This is a genomic window from Glacieibacterium frigidum (assembly GCF_007097155.1).
GTDB lineage: Bacteria > Pseudomonadota > Alphaproteobacteria > Sphingomonadales > Sphingomonadaceae > Glacieibacterium > Glacieibacterium frigidum.
Map to the genome: position 1 here is coordinate 1786120 of NZ_VJWA01000001.1, position 18673 is coordinate 1804792.

Consider the following 18673-nt stretch of genomic DNA (forward strand, 5'->3'; position numbering starts at 1 on the left):
GGGGCGTGTCATCCCTTGTCGCGGCTGCTACAGCGCCGCGATGACCGACCTGACCCACCTCGGCCGCGCCAGCGCGCTGCCCGCCACGCCCGCCGACGCGGTGCTCGACTATCCCGCCAATCCGCGGCCCGGCACCGACTATCTGGTGCGCTTCGCCGTCCCCGAGTTCACCTCGCTGTGCCCGGTCACCGGCCAGCCCGATTTCGCGCATCTCGTCATCGAATATGTGCCTGCGGCGACCATCGTCGAGTCGAAGTCGCTCAAGCTGTTCCTGGGCTCCTTCCGCAACCACGCAGGCTTCCACGAGGATTGCACCGTCGGCATCGGCCAGCGCCTGTTCGACGAGATGGCCCCCAAGTGGCTGCGCATCGGCGGCTATTGGTACCCCCGCGGCGGCATCCCGATCGACGTGTTCTGGCAGAGCGGCCCGCCACCCGCCGGGGTCTGGCTGCCCGACCAGGGGGTCGCGCCGTACCGGGGCCGCGGCTGATGCGGCGGCTTGCCGCGGCGCTTGTGGTCGCCTCGCTCATGGCGCCAGCCCACGCGCAGGCGCCGCGGTCGGAAGCGGTCGGCGTCATCGCCGAGCTGCGCAGGATCGTCAGCCCCGACGGGGTGCAGGCGGTCGAGACGGTGCGCATAGGCGGGATCGACCAGGTCCTGTCGATCCGCAGCCAGGACGTGCGCAACCCGGTCATCATCTATTTCCACGGCGGACCGGGCTTCGTCGAGATGCCGCTCGACTGGTGGTGGGGCCGCGGCTGGGACGAGTATTTCACCGTCGTCCACTGGGACCAGCGCAACGCCGGCAAGACCTATACCGCCAGCGGCCCCAACGACCCGGCGCTGCTGACGCCCGAACGTTATCAGCGCGACGCCGAGGAGGTCGTGCAATGGGCACGCAAGCGCTTCGGCAAGGACCGCGTCTTCGTGCTCGGTCACAGCTGGGGCAGCATGCTCGGCCTGCGCCTCGCCGCCGCGCACCCCGAGTGGCTCCACGCCTATATCGGCATGGGCCAGATCACCGACGGCCGCGAAAGCGAGCGCCGCGGCTGGGCCTGGGCGATGGCGCAGGCGAAGGCAGCGGGAAATGCCGAGGCGGTCCGCGAACTGACCTCGATCGCGCCCTATGCGGTGGGCACCGCACCGATCCCGACGGCGTCGATCCTGCTGCAGCGCAAATGGCTCAACCAGTATGGCGGCGCGGTGTGGCGGCGAACGGGCGCCGCGTTCGAGCTCGCAGCGCTCAGGTTCGCCCCCGAATACAGCGACGACGATGTTCGCAACGCCTTCAAGGGCCAGCCGCCGGTGACGCAGGCGCTGCTGCCGCAGATCCTCGCCGCCGACCTGTCGACGATCGGCACGCTGAAAGTGCCGATGATCCTGCTGAATGGCCGCCACGACCAGAGCGTGTCGAGCGACGTCGCCGCCGAATGGTTCGCGAAGCTGAAGGCGCCGTCGAAGCGCCTCGTGTGGTTCGAGCGGTCGGGCCACCACATCACGAGCGAGGAGCCCGGCAAGCTGCTCAACACCCTCGTCACCGTCGCCCGGCCGATCGCCGCCAAGGCCGGCGACGTCGCGCCCTGACCTATTCCTCGCGGGTGACCTTCTCGTAGCGCTCGTGGCGCTCCTGCGCTTCGAGGGTCATCGTCGCGATCGGGCGGGCTTCGAGGCGCTGGAGCGAGATCGGCTCGCCGGTGACTTCGCAATAGCCGTACTCGCCCGCGTCGACGCGGCGGAGCGCGGATTCGATCTTGGAGATCAGCTTGCGCTGCCGGTCGCGGGTGCGCAGCTCGATCCCCCAGTCGGTCTCCGAACTCGCACGGTCGTTGACGTCGGGCTCGCGCAGCGATTCGACCTGCAGCGTCGCGAGCGTCTGATTGGCTTCCTTCAGGATTTCGTCACGCCATGCGATTAGCTTGGCGCGGAAATAGGCGAGCTGCCGCTCGTTCATGAACGGCTCGTCAGCGTGCGGGCGGTACGGTTCCGCTCCGGCCGCGTCGTCGGCGTGCATCACAGCTACGTCGGACATTCGCGTGTCTCCCACTCGGGCGGGGCAAGTGGCGCCGGATTTTCCCGGTCACCGCTGGCCGCCGCTCCCTGCCGCCGAGCCTGTCGAATTGATCGACATCAGCCGTCGGCTCCCCTGTGGCGCGCCTATAGCGGGGCCGCAATGGTGCCACAAGGGGGTCGCGCCACGTTGAATTCGCGGGCTTCCAGCCGGCTCAGGAATTCGTCGAGGGGCTCGACCAGCGTTGTCATCCACCAGGCGTTGGCGTGCAGCAGCAGGCCGGGCTCGACGAGGATCCCGACATGGCCGGGAACGAAGATCAGGTCGCCACGCTGCCGCGCCGCTGGGTCAACCGCGGGGAAAGCCGCGCGCTGCTGGTCGCTGTCGCGCGGGCACTCGACGCCGTGCGCGGTCAGCACCGCCTGCACCAGCCCCGAGCAGTCGATACCGGCCCGTGTGCGCCCGCCCCAGTGGTACGGTGTCCCGACAAACTGCCCTGCAAGATCGACCGGATCGCCCGTCAGCGGCGCGACGTGACGGCGATGGATCCAGCCGCCACCGGTGGAGACATAATCACCTTCGGCGTCGCCGAGCGACACGACCGCGCCCAGCGGCAACACGCCGCGCACCGGCGACTTGAGCGACGGCGCGCTGAACAGCAGGGCCTGCGCGGCGGTGATGGTCTGGGTGGGTCCGGCAAGTGGTGCCGTGAGCCCCGAGAATTCGACCCAGCCGACATAGGCGTCGCTGGCACCCTGCCCCCAGGCCCAGTCGCCACTGCGATCGAATATGGTGAAGCTCTCGCCGGGCAGCAGTTCGCTGGTCTGCGTGGCATCGGGCGACGCCGCGGCGCGCATCGGCACCACGCCCGCGGCCGCCATCGCCACACCAACGACAAAGCGCGGCGAGACCATACGGCCCGCCAGCGCTATGTCGGCAATATCGGCGCGATACGCATGCGTCCGCGGATCGAGGCGCCGCGACGGGCCCGTCAGGCGTGCCTGACGCACTGCGTCAGTTGCTGGCGGCCTCGCGAGCGATGAGACCCTCGAACTCATCGAGGAATGCCGAACCAGAGGGCGTACGCTCGACGAAGATGTTGCGCAGGTCGCTCTCGTCCTTCTGGCGGCGAAGATAGCCGAGCGCGCCGAGCGTGTTGAGCGCCCTCGTGACGACGGGCTTCGACACCTTCAGCCGCGACGCCAGGCCGCGGACGGTGTGCGGACCGTCGGTGAGGTAGACCACCAGCAGGAGCGCCATCTGGCGATTGGTGAGATCCGGGCGCGCCGACTGAACATAGCCGATCAGCGTCCCCATCCAGCTTGAGAGACCCTCGGAAGGGGCTGAATCTGTCGGTTGCATACGCATCACACACCTTTAACCTTGCCGCAGCGTCGAGACACGACGCCTCCGCGATCATTCCGTTCCAACCCCCGGCTCGGTCATAATGTTGCATCAATGACATGAATAATTTGTCAGTAACATAGGTAAATACCCTGTACGGCCGCCCACGCGGCGCGCAATCCAAGCGCCTCGCCGCCCTTCGGCCGGCCCGGCTTTGACACCGGTGTCCATGCGAATGTGTCGAAATGTGCCCACCGCCGTCCGTCGTCGATGAAGCGCTCCAGAAACAGCGCGGCGGTGATCGCGCCGGCAAACCCGCCCTCCGGCGCGTTGCCGAGATCGGCGAGCGGCGACTTGAGCATGTCGCGGTAGCCCGGCCACAGCGGCATGCGCCACAGCGGGTCCCGTGTCGCCGTGCCGCCGGCGAGCAGCGCGGCCGCAAGCCCCTCGTCGTTGCTGAACATCGCCGGCAGTTCGGGCCCCAGCGCAACGCGCGCCGCGCCGGTCAGCGTTGCGAAGTCGATCAGCCAGTCGGGATCGTCCTCCTGCGCCAGTGTCAGCGCATCCGCCAGGATCAGCCGCCCCTCCGCATCGGTATTGCCGATCTCGACCGTCAGGCCTTTGCGCGTTGCGATCACGTCGCCCGGCCGGAAGGCGTTGCCGGCGATGGCGTTCTCGACTGCCGGGACGATCAGTCGCAGCCGCACGGGCAGGTCGGCCTGCATGACGAGGCGGGCGAGCGCCAGCGCATGCGCCGCGCCCCCCATGTCCTTCTTCATCAGCGCCATGCCGCTGGCGCCCTTGATGTCGAGCCCGCCCGAATCGAAGGTGACGCCCTTGCCGACGATGGTCAGCCTGGGGTGTGCGGGGTCGCCCCACGTCAGCTCGATCAGCCGCGGCGTCGCAGCTGCCGCGCGCCCGACGGCGTGCACCGCGGGAAAGCCGTCGCGCAGGCCCTCGCCCTTGATGACGTTTACGGTCGCGCCGAACAGCCGGCCCTGCGCGACGATCGCCTCGGCGAGTGCTGCGGGGTCGAGGTCGTTGGCGGGCGTGTCGACGAGGTCGCGGACCAGCGCCGTCGCCTCCGCCATGCGCACCGTGTCGCGCACTGCGACGGGATTGCCGCTGAGCAGGACGCGCGGGGGCTGCTCGTCGTCGGCCTTGCGGTAGCGGTCGAAGCGGTGCTGCGCGATGCACCAGCCGAGGCCGGCAGCGCCGGCATCGGCGATGCGGTAGGTGCCGCCGGGCAGCTTCGCCGCCGCGCTCGCGAGAGCCCAGGGGTCGGCCAGGTCGTCACCGCCGACCGCGACGGACCAGTCGTCGTCGCCGTCACCGGGCAGGATCGCGACCTCGCCCGGCTTGGCGGCAAAGCGCGCTGCCGAGAGCTGCGCCCGCTGGCGACCCCCCAGCGTCGCGCGCCACGCGTCGTAACCCCGGGCTGCAACGAGGTGCAGGTCGCGCGCCGGCTGGCGCTGGTCGAGCTGCAGGAGCGCTGCGAAGTCGGTCACGCCGCGACCCCGAACAGGTCATAGTCGTCGGCGTCCTCGATCGTCACGCGGACGATGTCGCCGACCTTCAGGCCGTGCGCGTCGCGCAGGTGGACCTCGCCATCGATGCCCGGGGCGTCGGCCTTCGAGCGGCCGGTTGCGCCGCCCTCGTCGTCGACCGCGTCGAGCAGCACGTCGAGGGTCCGCCCGATCTTGGCCTGCAGCTTCGCCGCCGAGATGCGCGACGCGGCCGCCATGAAGCGGTCCCAGCGTTCCTGCTTGACGGCCTCGGGCACGTGATCGGGCAGGTCGTTGGCGGCAGCGCCTTCGACGGCCTCGTATTTGAAGCAGCCGATGCGGTCGAGCTGCGCCGCCTCGAGCCAGTCGAGCAGATAGGCGAAGTCGGCGTCGGTCTCGCCGGGGAAGCCGACGACGAAGGTCGAACGAATCGCGATGTCGGGCACCTGCGCGCGCCAGCTGTCGAGCCGCTCGAGCACCCGCGCATCGTTCGCCGGACGGCGCATGGCGCGCAGTACCGCGGGGCTGGCGTGCTGGAACGGGATGTCGAGGTACGGCAGCACCAGCCCCTCGGCCATCAGCGGGATCAGATTGTCGACGTGCGGGTACGGGTAGATGTAGTGCAGCCTCACCCACGCCCCGAGCTGCCCGAGCTCGCGCGCGAGGTCGGTGATGTGCGCGCGTGTCTCGCGGCCATTGAGCGGCGACGCGGCGTGACGGATATCGACCCCGTAGGCCGACGTGTCCTGGCTGATCACCAGCAGCTCGCGCGTGCCGGCGGCGACCAGCTTCTCGGCCTCGCGCAACACCGCGTTGGCGGGCCGGCTGACGAGATCGCCGCGGATCGCCGGGATAATGCAGAACTTGCAACGGTGGTTGCAGCCCTCCGAAATCTTCAGATACGAATAATGCCGCGGCGTCAGCTTGAGCCCGACATCGGGAACGAGGTCGAGATACGCCGACGGCGGCACGGGCGCTGCGGCGCGGACCGCGGCAACCACCTGCTCGTACTGCTGCGGGCCGGTGACGGCGAGCACCTTCGGGTGCGCCGCCTCGATCAGCGCGGCATCGCGCCCCAGGCAACCGGTGACGATGACGCGGCCATTGGCGGCGATCGCTTCGCCGATTGCGTCGAGGCTCTCTGCCTTGGCGCTGTCGAGGAAGCCGCAGGTGTTGACCAGCACGACGTCGGCATCTTCGTAGCTGCCCGACATGGCATAGCCGTCGGCGCGCAGCGCGGTCAGGATGCGTTCGGAATCGACGAGCGCCTTGGGACAGCCGAGCGACACCATGCCGATCTTGGGCGGCGTTGGGAGGGTGAGGAGCATCGACAGGCTTTAGGCGCGTTCGGCCGCAGTCTCAACCACGCTGCGGCAGCACCTTGAGCGGGTCCACCGCTGTCCGCCCGCGCCGCAGCTCGAAATGCAGCTGCGGGCTCGTCACCGCCCCCGTCGCCCCGGCCTTGGCGATCGTCTCGCCGCGCGTCACCTTGCGGCCGCGCGTGACCAGCAGTGCCGAGTTGTGCGCGTAGGCACTCACCCAGCCATCGGCATGTTTGACCAGCACGAGGTTGCCGAACCCTGCGACCGCGTCGCCGGCATAGGCGACGACCCCGTCGGCCGCCGCGCGCACCGGCTCGCCGGGCTTCGCATCGAGGTTGACGCCGTCGTTGAAGCGCCCGCCCGGCTTCGGACCGAACCCCGACACGACGCGCCCCGGCATCGGCCAGTCGAAGCGCGGCGCCGGGCCGGCGAGCGCGGGCAGCGGCTTCTGCGCCGGCGGCGTCGCCTTGGCTGCCTTGACCGTGACGGGGGCGGCAGGCTCGGCGCCGGTGATCAGGTCCTCGATGTCGATGCGGAACGCCGCGGCGCGCTGCTCGAGGGTCATCGCCGCGACGACCTTCTTCGACGGCAGGATCAGCCGGTCGCCGACCTCGATGACGTAAGGCGCGCGCAGCTTGTTGAGCGCCACGATGCGCTGCCACTCGACGCCGTAGGCGCGCGCGATGGCGATGCCCGTCTCGCCCGCCTTGACCGTATGCACGCGGCCGCCCGGGCCCTCGACCGCGTCCGCCACCACCTTGCGCGCCACCCAGGCGGGCTTGGGCGGCGGTGCGGCGACCACGGGCTTCGGCGGCAGCGGCGGCGGTGCCGACGTGCGCGCACACGCCGCGAGGGCGAGCAGGATCAGGAGGGAGACGCGACGCATGGCGCGGGCCTTAGCCTGTCCCGCCGCCCGCGTGAATCGCCTACGTGACCGCTCGCGCCTATTCGTCGTCGTCCGGGTAGGCGAACGGGTTGGTCGGAGACGGCTTGGTCGGCAGCGGCATCTTCGGCAGGGCTGCGTCGCGGTTCGCGGCATTCCACAGGAAGCTCGCCATGATCACCGCCGCCTGGCGCAAGTCGGCAGCCTTCACGTGATCGACCGTGTCGAGGTTGGTGTGGTGGGTGCGCGACGGATAGTCGAGCGGGTCCTGGATGAACTGATAGCCGGGCAGTCCGACCGACTGGAGATAGACGTGATCGGTCGAACCCGTGCGGCCGGTCGCCACCGTCGTCGCGCCCATGCCGGCGAAGGGCGCCAGCCACTCCTTGAAGATCGGCACCGCGGCGGCGTTGTTTTCGGCATAGATGCCGCGGATCTTGCCCGAGCCGTTGTCGAGGTTGAAATAGGCCGCCAGCTCGCCGTAGCCGCTGCGCGGCGTTATCGGAAAGCTGCGCGTCCAATAGGCGTACGACCCCGCCTTGAGGCGCTCGGGGTCGGTCTCCGGGGGACGGCTCGCGAGGTGCCGGTCGACATAGGCGAGGCTGCCGAACAGCCCCTGCTCTTCCCCCGCCCAGAGCGCGAAGCGGATCGTGCGCTTCGGCTTGACGCCGAGACCCGCGAGGATCCGCGCCGCCTCCATCACCACGGCCGAGCCCGCGGCATTGTCGGTCGCACCGTCGGCAGCGACCCACGAATCCAGATGCGCACCAGCCATCACGTAGCCCGCCTTGGGGTCACGCCCGGGCAAGTCGGCGATGATGTTGTAGGCCTTGGTGTCGGCGTCGTGGAAGCGGACGCGGCTGTCGATCTCGAGCGTCGGCGCGGCGTCGGTCTTCGCCAGCCGCGCGAGGCGGCGATAATCCTCGGCGGTCAGCTCGATCCCCGGCACGCGGCGCGCATCGTCGGCGCGAAAGCCCGAGCCTTCGCCGAACAACAGCCCGCCGTCGGTCCGCGCCGCGCGAACCCACGCGGTCGCCCCTTCGGCCGCGAGAAAGGCGTCGAGCTTCGCGGCGAACAGACGGCGCTGCAGGCCGCGATCGGCGGTGGCGTCGTCAACGGTTGTCGGCTGGTCGTAGGTGTCGAGCTTGCGCAGGTCGTCATCGGCGTAACGCGAGAACACCGACTTCGCCGGCTCCGAGCCGTCGTTGGGCAGCGTCACCATGACGATCTTGCCCCTGAGCTTGCCGCGCCACTTGGCGAAGTCGCGCTCGCGCTTCATCGGCGCGACGATGACGCCGGCGGTGACCGCGCCCGGGGTCGGCGGGGTCCAGGCGATGGGGATGGCGCGCAGGTTCAGGACGCGCGGCGCGGTCATGCGCACGGCGATGCCGTCGATCGACCAGCCGCGACCGAATTCGAAACCCTCGGCGCGGACGTTCGACAGGCCCCAGGCCTTGAACTTCGACTGGGTCCAGGCTTCCGCCGCGCGCATCTGCGGCGAGTTGGTCATGCGCCCGCCGATGCGGTCAGACAGATAGGCGGTCGTCTCGATGACCTGGCCGTGGTTCATCCCGGCGTCGACGATGCGGTTGACCATGTCGCGGTCTACATTCTCAGCAGCGAAAACTGGCGCAGAGGTACTCAGCAGCAACGCTGCAAACAAACGCAACTTCATGCAAAACCCTTTGATTTTGGACGCTTATGATCCGCGATCGCAGGTGTGTCTAGCGGATCGCGCCCGCCAGCAGCTTGTGCAGCTTCGACTGGACCTGGTCGTTCCCCGCAATGATCTCGGCGCGCTCGACCATGCCGTCCTTGCCGCGGAAATCGGTGACGAAGCCGCCCGCCTCGCGCACCAGGAGCATGCCCGCGGCGACGTCCCAGTGCGACAGGCCGCTCTCCCAGAAACCGTCGAAGCGCCCCGCGGCGACCCATGCCAGGTCGAGCGCCGCCGAGCCGAAGCGGCGGATACCCGCGACCTGCGGCATGACCGCGCCCAGGATCTTCATGAACTCGGGCGCGTCGCCGTGGCCGCCATAGGGCGTGCCGGTGGCGATCACGCAGTCGAGCAGGTCGCGGCGCGCCGAGACGCGCAGGCGGCGGTCCTGCAGCCACGCGCCCTTGCCCTTTTCGGCCCAGAAGCTCTCGTCGGTCAGCGGCTGGTAGACGAGGCCCGCGACGACCTCGCCGCGCTCCTCTGCGGCGATCGAGATGCTGAAGTGCGGCATGCCGTGCAGGAAGTTGGTGGTGCCATCGAGCGGATCGACGATCCAGCGGTGGTCGGGGTCCTCGCCCTTCACCTCGCCGGACTCCTCGAGCAGCATGCCCCACGCCGGGCGCGCGTGGCCGAGCACTTCGCGCAGCGTCGCCTCGGCCGCACGGTCCGCGTTCGAGACGAAATCGGCGGGGCCCTTCTTGGAGACCTGCAGCGCCTCGGTCTCGTTGAAGTCACGGCGCAACCGCGGCGCAGCCTTGCGCGCGGCTTTCTCCATGATCGTGATCAGGCCGGATTTGATGGGCATGGGCTAGTCCGCCCGCCGGACATATTCCCTGGCATAGGTGTCGACGACGATTTTCGTCCCCACGCCGATGAACGGCGGGACCATGACACGCACGCCGTTCTCCAGCCGCGCGGGCTTGTAGCTCGACGACGCCGTCTGACCCTTCACGACCGCCTCGGTGTCGGCGATCACCGCCTCGATATGGTCGGGCAGCTGGACCGAGATCGCCTTGTCCTCGTAGGTTTCCATGACGACGTCCATGCCGTCGGTCAGGAACTCCGCGGCCTCGCCCAGCAGGTCCTTCGACAGCGTCGTCTGGTCGTAGCTGAGCTTGTCCATGAACACGAGGCTCTCGCCCTCGGCGTACAGGAACTGGAAGTCGCGCGTGTCGAGCCGCACCTTCTCGACCGTCTCGGCCGAGCGGAAGCGCTCGTTGGTCTTGCGCCCGTCCATCAGGTTCTTCAGCTCGACCTGCATGTACGCGCCGCCCTTGCCGGGCTGTGTGTGCTGGATCTTGACCGCGCGCCACAGGCCGTTCTGGTACTCGATGATATTGCCGGGGCGAATTTCGACTGCGTTGATTTTCATGTCTGCCGCTCGATGAATGTGGCGCGCGTCGTAGCGCAGGGGGCCGCTGCTGCCAACCTCAGCGCATGCCGCCCAGCGCCATCGCGCCCTGCGCAGCGCCGGTGTCGGGGACGATCTCGCCGGTACGGTCGCTGATCTCGTCCCAGCGTGCGGCGATCGTCTCGGGGGTCATCTCGTCGGCACCGACGTGGATGCCGCGGGTCAGCGTGACGTAGCTGCGCTCGAAGCCCCCGGCGCCGGCGTTGACGATGGCGTTGGCGGGCGCGTCCTCGCTGACGAGGTACAGCGCCGCTGGCACCACTGTCTCGGGCCCCATCTTGGCCAGCATCTCGGGCGGCATCAGGTCCTCGGTCATGCGCGTCGCAGCCACCGGCGCGACGGTATTGACCTTGACGTTGTACTTCGCGCCCTCGAGCGTCAGCGTCTTCATCAGCCCGACCAGGCCGAGTTTCGCCGCGCCGTAGTTCGCCTGGCCGAAATTTCCGTACAGGCCGGTCGAGCTCGTGGTCATCAGGACGCGGCCATAGGCCTGCTCGCGCATCGTCTCCCACACCGCCTTGGTGCAGATCACCGAGCCCATCAGGTGGACGTCGATGACGGTGCGGAAGTCGTCGAGGCTCATCTTCACGAATGTCCGGTCGCGCAGGATACCGGCGTTGTTGATCAGGATATCGATACGGCCCCAGCGCTCCTTGACCAGCGCGACCATCTTTTCGACCGCGGCCGCGTCGGTGACGCTGGCGCCGTTGGCGATCGCCTCGCCGCCGGCGGCCGTGATCTCGTCGACCACCTGCTGCGCGGCGTCGAGCGAGCTGCCCGACCCGTCGCGCGTGCCGCCGAGATCGTTGACGACGACCTTCGCGCCGCGCTTCGCCAGTTCGAGCGCATAGGCCCGGCCCAGCCCGCCGCCCGCGCCAGTCACGATGGCGACGCGGTTGTCGTAACGAATGGTCATGTCTGCCCCTGTCGGTTGAGCGCGCGGTTTAGGGGATCGGGGGGGTTGGGGGAAGTGGGTGCGTCGCCCGCGGGCCTGTGCCCACCCCTAACCCCTCCCGTACCGGGAGGGCACCCGCAAGAGGGGAGCGTTCCCGCACAAGCGGATTCCCCTCGCGGTACGGGAGGGGTTAGGGGTGGGCACGCACGTCGTTAGGCCGCCTTGACCTGCGGTTCCAGATCCAGCGCATACCCCGCCGAGCGCACCGTGCGGATCACGTCGGGCAGGTCGTCGCCGTTGACTGCCTTGCGCAGGCGGCGAATGTGGACGTCGACAGTGCGCTGCTCGACATAGACGTCGCGGCCCCACACGGCATCGAGCAGCTGCTCGCGCGAGAAGACGCGGCCCGGATGCTCGAGGAAGTGGCGGAGCAGGCGGAACTCGGTCGGCCCGAGTGCGACGCCCTGCCCGTCGCGCGTCACGCGGTGCGCGGCGGTGTCCATGACGATCCCGGCATAGTCGAGATTGCCGCCCGACAGCGCAGGCCGCAGGCGGCGCAGCACGGCGCGGACGCGCGCGACCAGCTCGCGCGGACTGAACGGCTTGGTGACGTAATCGTCGGCGCCCGTCTCGAGCCCGCGGATGCGGTCGGCCTCCTCAGCACGCGCGGTCAGCATGACGATCGGCAGTGCCGCGGTCGCCGGCGAGCGGCGCAGGCGGCGGCACACCTCGATGCCCGACAGGTTGGCGATCATCCAGTCGAGGATGACCAGGTCGGGCCGGTTCTCCTCGGCCATGACGAGTGCTTCCTCACCGTCACCGGTGGTGGCGACGTCGAAGCCCTCCTTCTCGAGGTTGTAGGTAACGAGTTCGACGAGGTTGGCGTCGTCCTCGACAAGCAAAATACGCGGCTTCATGCGGGTCAGGCCGCAGCCGACGTCGCGAAGGCCGTGTCGTCGCCGCGCGGCCGTTCGGAGATCAGGTGGCCGGTGGCGCTGTAATGCACCATCTCGGCGACGTTGGTCGCATGGTCGCCGATGCGCTCCAGGTTCTTGGCGATGAACAGCAGGTGCGTCGACGGCGTGATGTGATGGGGATTTTCCATCATGAAGGTCAGCAGGCTGCGGAACAGGCTGGAGTAGAAATTGTCGACCGTCTGGTCGCGCTGGCAGACCGCGAGCGCCAACTCCGGATCGCGGTCGACGAAGGCGTCGAGGACGTCCTTGACCATCACCGCGACGACACGCGCCATCTCGGGCACGATGACCATCGGCTCGATCGGCGCCGCCTGCGCCAGTGCCGAGGCACGCTTGGCGATGTTCTTGGCATAGTCGCCGATGCGCTCGAGCACCGAGCTGATCTTCAGGCAGGCGACGATCTCGCGCAGGTCGGTGGCCATCGGGGCCCGCAGCGCGATGATCTGGATCGCCAGCTTTTCGGCCTCGCCCTCCAGCGCATCGATGCGCGCGTCGGTCGCGACGACCTTCAGCGCCGCCTCGGCATCGCGGCGGGTCAGCGCATCAATCGCGTCGATGATCTGCGCCTCGCACAGCCCGCCCATCTGGCTGATCAGCGAGCGCAGCTGATGAATGTCGTCGTCGTACGACTTGACGGTATGCGAGGTCTGATCGGCCACGTGTCTTACTCCTGTACCGGGCTCAGCCGTAGCGGCCGGTGATGTAGTCCTTGGTGCGCGGCTCGGACGGGTTGGTGAAGATCATCGACGTGTCGCCATACTCGACCATCGTGCCGAGGTGGAAGAATGCCGTCTTCTGGCTGACGCGCGCCGCCTGCTGCATGTTGTGCGTGACGATGACGATCGCATAGCGGCCGCGCAGCTCGTCGATCAGCTCCTCGATCTTCGCGGTCGCGATCGGGTCGAGCGCCGAGCACGGCTCATCCATCAGGATGACCTCGGGGTCGACCGCGATGGCGCGCGCGATGCACAGGCGCTGCTGCTGCCCGCCCGACATCGCGGTGCCGCTCTCGCCCAGCCGGTCCTTGGCCTCGTCCCACAGGCCGGCGCGGCGCAGCGAGCCTTCGACGATCGCGTCCATGTCGGCCTTGGTCGCCGCCAGCCCGTGGATGCGCGGGCCATAGGCGACGTTGTCGTAGATCGACTTGGGGAAGGGGTTCGGCTTCTGGAACACCATGCCGACGCGCGCGCGCAGCTGCACGACGTCCATGCCGCCCTTGTAGATATCCTCGCCGTCGAGCTTGATCTCGCCCTCGACCCGCGCCGAGGCGACGGTGTCGTTCATGCGGTTCATGCAGCGCAGAAAGGTCGACTTGCCGCAGCCCGACGGGCCGATGAACGCGGTGACGTTCTCCTGGCTGACGTCGATCGACACGTCCTTCAGTGCCTGCTTGGCACCGTAATAGACGTTGACGTTGCGGGCAGTCATCTTGGTGGTCACGACATCGGCGGCATTGCGCGCGGCGACGACGGAGCCGGCATTCAGGTCAGCCATTACCAGCGCCTCTCGAAACGGTTGCGGAGATAGATCGCGACGCTGTTCATCAGCATCAGGAAGATAAGCAGGACGATGATCGCAGCCGACGTCTTCTCGACGAAGCCGCGCGCCACGTCGTCGGACCACAGGAACACCTGCACCGGCAGTGCGGTTGCGGGATTGGACAGGCCGCTCGGGATCTCGGTGACGAAGGCGCGCATGCCGATCAGCAGCAGCGGCGCGGTCTCGCCGAGCGCGCGCGCCATGCCGATGATCGTGCCGGTCAGGATGCCGGGCAGCGCGAGCGGAAGGACATGCTGGAACACCACCTGGACCGGCGAGGCCCCGACCCCGAGCGCAGCGTCGCGGATCGACGGCGGCACTGCCTTGATCGCGACGCGGCCGGCGATGACGATGACCGGGAAGGTCATCAGCGCGAGCGTAAGCCCGCCGACGATCGGCGCCGAACGCGGCATGTTGAGGAAGTTGAGGAACACCGCGAGGCCGAGCAGGCCGAAGATGATCGACGGCACGGCGGCGAGGTTGTTGATCGAGACCTCGACCATGTCGGTCCAGCGGTTCTTCGGCGCGAACTCCTCGAGGTAGATCGCCGCGAAGATGCCGACCGGGAACGACAGCACCAGCGTCACCAGCAACGTCAGCAGCGAACCCTTGGCCGCACCCCAGATGCCCGCGAGCTCCGGCGTCGTCGAATCGGCGCTGGTCAGGAAGGTCCAGTTGAACCCGGTCTTCAGCAGCCCGCGGCTTTCGAGCTGCCTGTAGGCCGCGATGTCGGCATCGTTGACGCCGCGTGCCTCGTCCGCCGCGTCGAGGTCGAACTTGCCCTTGGCGAGCAGGTCGAAGTTGCTGCGCGTCGGCACCCAGAGGGTCGCGGTCTTGCCGAGCAGCGATGGGTCGGCGATCACCGCTTCGCGCAGCACCAGCCACGCGCCTTCGCTGACGACATTGGTGCCGACGCCCAGGCCGGTGTCCGCGGTGGTCAGCAGGCCCTGGAAGTTGCCCTGCTCGATCAGCTGCTTGCCGCCCGGACCCTTCGCCGCCGCCTGGTCGATGCCCAGGATCGTCGGATCGTAGGTCACGGTGACCTTGACGTCGGTCGAGCGGAAGCCCGACGCACCGTCGCGGACGATGGTGAACAGCAGGAAGACGAGGAACAGCGCCGCGACGACCAAGGCAGCGAGCCCGGCGTACTTGAAGACGAATTCCGAACGGTAGCGACCCTTGATGCGCGCGGTCATCGCAGGGCCCGACCAGTCGGTCGGCGCCTTGCTGGCGAGCGTCTCGGTAGCGGGGCGGCTGGCGGACATGCTGGCCATGGCTATTCGTATGCCTCCCGGTACTTTTTCACCACCGACAGCGCGTAGATGTTGAGGATCAGCGTGATGACGAACAGCACGAGGCCGAGCGCGAAGGCCGACAGCGTCTTGGGGCTGTCGAACTCCTGATCGCCCGTCAGCAGCGCGACGATCTGCGTCGTCACGGTGGTGACGCTGTCGAACGGATTGGCGGTCAGGTTCGCGGCGAGGCCGGCGGCCATGACGACGATCATCGTCTCGCCGATCGCGCGGCTGACGGCGAGCAGCACGCCGCCGACGATACCGGGAAGGGCCGCGGGCAGCAGCACCTTGCGAACCGTCTCGGACTTGGTCGCGCCCATCGCGAAGCTGCCGTCACGCATCGCCTGCGGCACCGCGTTGAGGGCGTCGTCGGCCATCGAGGACACGAACGGGATGATCATGATGCCCATCACCGAGCCGGCCGCGAGCGCGCTCGACGAGCTGGCGTTCTCAAGGCCGATCGACACCGCGAAGTCGCGCACCGCGGGTGCGACGGTCAGCGCGGCGAAGAAGCCGTAGACGACCGTCGGGACGCCCGCGAGCACCTCCAGCAGCGGCTTCAGGAACGAGCGGACGCGGCTGTCGGCGTATTGGGTCAGATAGACCGCCGCCATCAGGCCGAGCGGGATCGCGACGATCATCGCGATGATCGCGCCGATGAAAATCGTGCCCCAGAACAAGGGCACCGCACCGAACGCGCCCGACGAACCGACCTGGTCGGCGCGCAACGCTGTCTGCGGCGACCAGGTCGTGCTGGTCAGGAATTCGATGATCGACACCTGATTGAAGAAGCGCGCGCTCTCGAAGATCAGCGAGCCGACGATGCCGGCGGTCGTCAGGATCGCGACGAGCGAGGCGACGATCAGCAGGCCCATGATGGCCTTCTCGACGCGGTTGCGCGCCCGGAAATTCGGCTTCAGGCGCGCCAGACCCCAGATTGCGCCGATGGCGAGCAGCACGGCCGCGATGCCGCCGACGATCAGGTTATAGGTGTCGTGGGTCTCGTTGTAGACCTTGGCGGCAGGGCCGGTCGCGGGGTTGAACCCGGCCTCCATCTCGCCGCTGGCGATGCCCTTGACCTCGGACAGGAACGACGAGCGGTCGAGCGGCGTCGCGGGCCGCTCGGCGGCGGGCACGCTGGCGATCACGGCGTCGCCGACGACGCCCTCGCTGAACAGCCCCCAGGCCGCGACGACGATCAGCGCCGGCGCGAGCGCGGCGAGCGCGACAAAGGCACCATGATAATTGGGCCGCGAATGCGGGCGGTCGGCAGCGATGACGCCGCCCTTCGCGCCGGGAAAGGCCGCAGCACGGCCGCGACCGACCGTGAAGGCGACGAGCGCCAACCCGAACAGCAGCAATGTTATGACGGTCAGCGACATCGCGCTTCACACCCCCGGTAGGTTGTCAGCAACGCAAGAGCGACGACGGGCACCCCACCCGCCGTCGCTTCGAGCGCCTGAGTTACTTGACGTCGGCGGGGTTCAGCGGGGTCGCCGCGCTGGCGACCTGGCGGTTCTTCTGGCGCACCGCGTCGGGCGACGCGACGAGACCGCGGCGGGTCAGATAACCGCCCTTACCCCAGGTCGTGTCCTTGGTGTACTCGGCGAGGAACTCGCGCATGCCGCGAACCGCCTTCATGTGCTGCGCCTTGCCGTAGATGTAGAGCGGGCGCGACGCCGGATACTTGTAGCTGGCGATCGTCTCGTAGTTCGCGACGACACCGTTGATCGGCACGTCCTTGATCTTGTCGGCGTTCTCTTCGAGGTACGAATAGCCGAAGATGCCCAGCGTGTTGGGGTTGGCGGCGAGCTTCTGGACGATCAGGTTGTCGTTCTCGCCGGCTTCGACGTAGGGACCATCTTCACGCACCTTGGTGCAGATCGTCTTGTGCTTGTTCTCGTCCGACTTCTTCAGGGCGACCATCGACGGGTTGGTCTCGCAACCCTTCAGCATGTAGAGGTCGTTGAAGGCGTCGCGCGTGCCGCTCGTCGGCGGCGGGCCGAGAACCTCGATCTTGATGTTCGGCAGCTTCGGGTTGACCTGGTTCCAGGTCTTGTAGGTGTTCTTCTTGCCGAACGGCGTGGCGGCGAGCGCCTTGTAGACGTCGAGCTCGCTCAGGCTGGCGAACTTGCCGCTGCGCGCCTGGGCGATGGTCAGGCCGTCGATGCCGATCTGGATCTCGATGATGCCGGTCACGCCGTTGGCCTGGCACGCCTTGACTTCGCTGGCCTTGATGCGGCGCGAGGCGTTGACGAAGTCGGGATACTGCTCACCGACGCCCGAGCAGAACAGCTTGATGCCGCCGCCGGTGCCGGTCGACTCGACGATCGGCGCCGAGAACTGCGGATAGCTGCGCTTGAACTGCTCGGCGACGGCAGTGGTGAACGGATAGACGGTCGACGAACCGACGATGCGGATCTGCGTGCGCGCCTCGGCAGCACCAGCGGCAGCGAACATCGCGAGGCCCGCACAGCCGGCCATCAAAAACTTGTTAGTCACGTGATTCTCCTCGGTTTGCCCAAAGCCGAACACCGCGTGCTGCCCGGATGGCACAGCATTCGCTGTAAAGGTGGCTTAAGCTCGGATGATGTGCCTTGTATGACTCGCAAGCTTCAGAATTGTGACAGCGGACTAAAAGACGTTAATGCCTAGCCTTCTGCGACCTCGCGCCGGCCGCCCGCCTCGGGCAGGGTGAACGAGACGCGCGTGCCCTCGCCTTGCCTGCTCGACAGCTCGAACTGGCCGCGGTGGCGCTCGATGATATGCTTGACGATGGCGAGGCCCAGCCCCGTGCCGCCCATCTTGCGGCTGCGGCTGGTGTCGACGCGGTAGAAGCGCTCGGTCAAGCGCGGCAGATGTTCGGGCGCGATGCCCTCGCCCTGGTCCTGCACCGTCACGCGGACCGCCGCGTCACGGCCCGCGACGGCCGGCAGGCGCTCGGCACCGAGCACGATCGCGGTGCCGCTATGCCCGTATTTCAGCGCGTTCGAAACGAGGTTGTGCAGCACCTGCAGGATCTGGTCGCGGTCGGCGATGACCGGCGGCAGGTCGGCGTGCGGCGCGACTATCAGCTGGCGTTCGTCGGCGTCGAGGCGCATCGCCAGCGTCTTGGCGACATCGGTGAACAGCGGCTCGAGGTCGATCGCCCCTTGCGGGCGGACGTACTTGTCGAGCTCGATGCGGCTCAGCGACAGCAGGTCGTCGATCAGGCGGCTCATCCGCCCCGCCTCGCGCCCCATGATGTCGAGGAAGCGGTGGCGCGCCGCCTCGTCCTCCGCCGCCGGCCCCTGCAGCGTCTCGATGAACCCCGCCAGCGTCGCCAGCGGGGTGCGCAGCTCGTGGCTGGCATTGGCGATGAAGTCGACGCGCATCCGCTCGGTCAGGCGCGCCTGAGTGATGTCGGTGAAGGTCAGCAGCAGGCGCTTGGCACCGCGCGCATCGGGCCCGGCATCGACCGCGCGGACGCGGAAAGCGCCGTTGTCGGTGCCCAGCCCGGTGACCTCGCGCCCGACCGCGGCATGGCCCGCCAGCGCCTCGCGCACCGCATCGAGCACGGCCGGGTGGCGCAGCACGAGGCGGAGGTCCTCGCCGACCAGCCGGTCGCCGAACAGGCCGCGTGCGGGCTCGTTGTCGGCGATGACGCGCAGGTCCTTGGCGATCAGCAACGCCGGATCGGCGAGCGTGTCGATACCGATGGCGTCGCCGCCGGCTGTGGGCAACAGCACGCCCGGCGGCGGGGCAGCCACGGATTTGCGGAGCTGGATGCGCATACGC

The 18673-nt window shown here is 68.4% G+C and carries 19 protein-coding genes; 2 read left to right on the forward strand and 17 right to left on the reverse strand.

What is annotated here, in order from left to right; all coding sequences use genetic code 11:
* Positions 1–40 precede the first annotated feature (40 nt).
* Together queF and FMM06_RS08605 are read left to right on the forward strand one after the other, a co-directional pair.
* The gene (queF, locus tag FMM06_RS08600) at positions 41–490 is read left to right on the forward strand and encodes a preQ(1) synthase (protein ID WP_144236842.1); all 450 of its coding nucleotides are present in this window, start codon (positions 41–43) and stop codon (positions 488–490) included.
* A complete protein-coding gene (locus FMM06_RS08605) occupies positions 490–1584 on the forward strand; it encodes an alpha/beta fold hydrolase (RefSeq protein ID WP_144236843.1) in 1095 nt (364 codons plus the stop codon). Before queF ends, FMM06_RS08605 begins: the two co-directional genes overlap by 1 nt.
* Position 1585: 1 nt before the next feature.
* Here the strand turns inward: FMM06_RS08605 and dksA are convergent, their stop codons facing one another.
* The 17 genes from dksA to FMM06_RS08690 form a co-directional block, all read right to left on the reverse strand.
* On the reverse strand, positions 1586–2029 hold the full coding sequence (dksA, locus tag FMM06_RS08610; protein ID WP_144236844.1) for an RNA polymerase-binding protein DksA: 444 nt from the start codon (positions 2027–2029) through the stop codon (positions 1586–1588).
* Between the two features lie 125 nt (positions 2030–2154).
* Positions 2155–3018 (reverse strand): C40 family peptidase, encoded by an 864-nt coding sequence (locus tag FMM06_RS08615; RefSeq protein ID WP_185965106.1) that lies wholly within the window; start codon positions 3016–3018, stop codon positions 2155–2157.
* Between the two features lie 4 nt (positions 3019–3022).
* Positions 3023–3376, reverse strand: a complete 354-nt coding sequence (locus tag FMM06_RS08620; RefSeq protein ID WP_144236846.1) for a MarR family winged helix-turn-helix transcriptional regulator — start codon at positions 3374–3376, stop codon at positions 3023–3025.
* Positions 3377–3483: 107 nt separating this feature from the next.
* Entirely contained in the window at positions 3484–4860 is a 1377-nt protein-coding gene (locus tag FMM06_RS08625) for a leucyl aminopeptidase family protein (protein WP_144236847.1), read from the reverse strand.
* Complete coding sequence (gene rimO / locus FMM06_RS08630) at positions 4857–6185, reverse strand: 30S ribosomal protein S12 methylthiotransferase RimO (RefSeq protein ID WP_144236848.1); 1329 nt, start codon at positions 6183–6185, stop codon at positions 4857–4859. The genes FMM06_RS08625 and rimO overlap by 4 nt, the downstream gene beginning before the upstream one ends.
* 31 nt (positions 6186–6216) lie before the next feature.
* The gene (locus FMM06_RS08635) at positions 6217–7065 is read right to left on the reverse strand and encodes a M23 family metallopeptidase (protein ID WP_144236849.1); all 849 of its coding nucleotides are present in this window, start codon (positions 7063–7065) and stop codon (positions 6217–6219) included.
* 58 nt (positions 7066–7123) lie between these two features.
* Positions 7124–8737 carry a M20/M25/M40 family metallo-hydrolase gene (locus FMM06_RS08640; RefSeq protein WP_144236850.1) on the reverse strand — a complete coding sequence of 538 codons (1614 nt, stop codon included), beginning with the start codon at positions 8735–8737 and terminating at the stop codon, positions 7124–7126.
* A 49-nt stretch (positions 8738–8786) separates the two neighbouring features.
* Entirely contained in the window at positions 8787–9584 is a 798-nt protein-coding gene (locus FMM06_RS08645) for an inositol monophosphatase family protein (protein ID WP_144236851.1), read from the reverse strand.
* Between the two features lie 3 nt (positions 9585–9587).
* A complete protein-coding gene (gene efp, locus FMM06_RS08650) occupies positions 9588–10151 on the reverse strand; it encodes an elongation factor P (RefSeq protein ID WP_144236852.1) in 564 nt (187 codons plus the stop codon).
* Positions 10152–10209: 58 nt separating this feature from the next.
* A complete protein-coding gene (locus tag FMM06_RS08655) occupies positions 10210–11106 on the reverse strand; it encodes an SDR family oxidoreductase (protein WP_144236853.1) in 897 nt (298 codons plus the stop codon).
* 191 nt (positions 11107–11297) lie between these two features.
* The gene (phoB, locus tag FMM06_RS08660) at positions 11298–12002 is read right to left on the reverse strand and encodes a phosphate regulon transcriptional regulator PhoB (protein ID WP_144236854.1); all 705 of its coding nucleotides are present in this window, start codon (positions 12000–12002) and stop codon (positions 11298–11300) included.
* A gap of 5 nt (positions 12003–12007) precedes the next feature.
* A complete protein-coding gene (gene phoU / locus FMM06_RS08665; protein ID WP_144236855.1) occupies positions 12008–12721 on the reverse strand; it encodes a phosphate signaling complex protein PhoU in 714 nt (237 codons plus the stop codon).
* Between the two features lie 22 nt (positions 12722–12743).
* On the reverse strand, positions 12744–13490 hold the full coding sequence (gene pstB, locus FMM06_RS08670) for a phosphate ABC transporter ATP-binding protein PstB (RefSeq protein WP_235889241.1): 747 nt from the start codon (positions 13488–13490) through the stop codon (positions 12744–12746).
* Between the two features lie 65 nt (positions 13491–13555).
* Positions 13556–14875: a phosphate ABC transporter permease PstA gene (gene pstA, locus FMM06_RS08675; RefSeq protein ID WP_407925190.1), complete on the reverse strand. Its 1320-nt coding sequence runs from the start codon at positions 14873–14875 to the stop codon at positions 13556–13558.
* A 2-nt stretch (positions 14876–14877) separates the two neighbouring features.
* Positions 14878–16278 carry a phosphate ABC transporter permease subunit PstC gene (gene pstC, locus FMM06_RS08680; protein ID WP_144236857.1) on the reverse strand — a complete coding sequence of 467 codons (1401 nt, stop codon included), beginning with the start codon at positions 16276–16278 and terminating at the stop codon, positions 14878–14880.
* An 82-nt stretch (positions 16279–16360) separates the two neighbouring features.
* Positions 16361–17380, reverse strand: a complete 1020-nt coding sequence (locus FMM06_RS08685) for a substrate-binding domain-containing protein (RefSeq protein ID WP_144237159.1) — start codon at positions 17378–17380, stop codon at positions 16361–16363.
* 167 nt (positions 17381–17547) lie between these two features.
* The gene (locus tag FMM06_RS08690; protein ID WP_144236858.1) at positions 17548–18669 is read right to left on the reverse strand and encodes a sensor histidine kinase; all 1122 of its coding nucleotides are present in this window, start codon (positions 18667–18669) and stop codon (positions 17548–17550) included.
* Between the last annotated feature and the right edge of the window lie 4 nt (positions 18670–18673).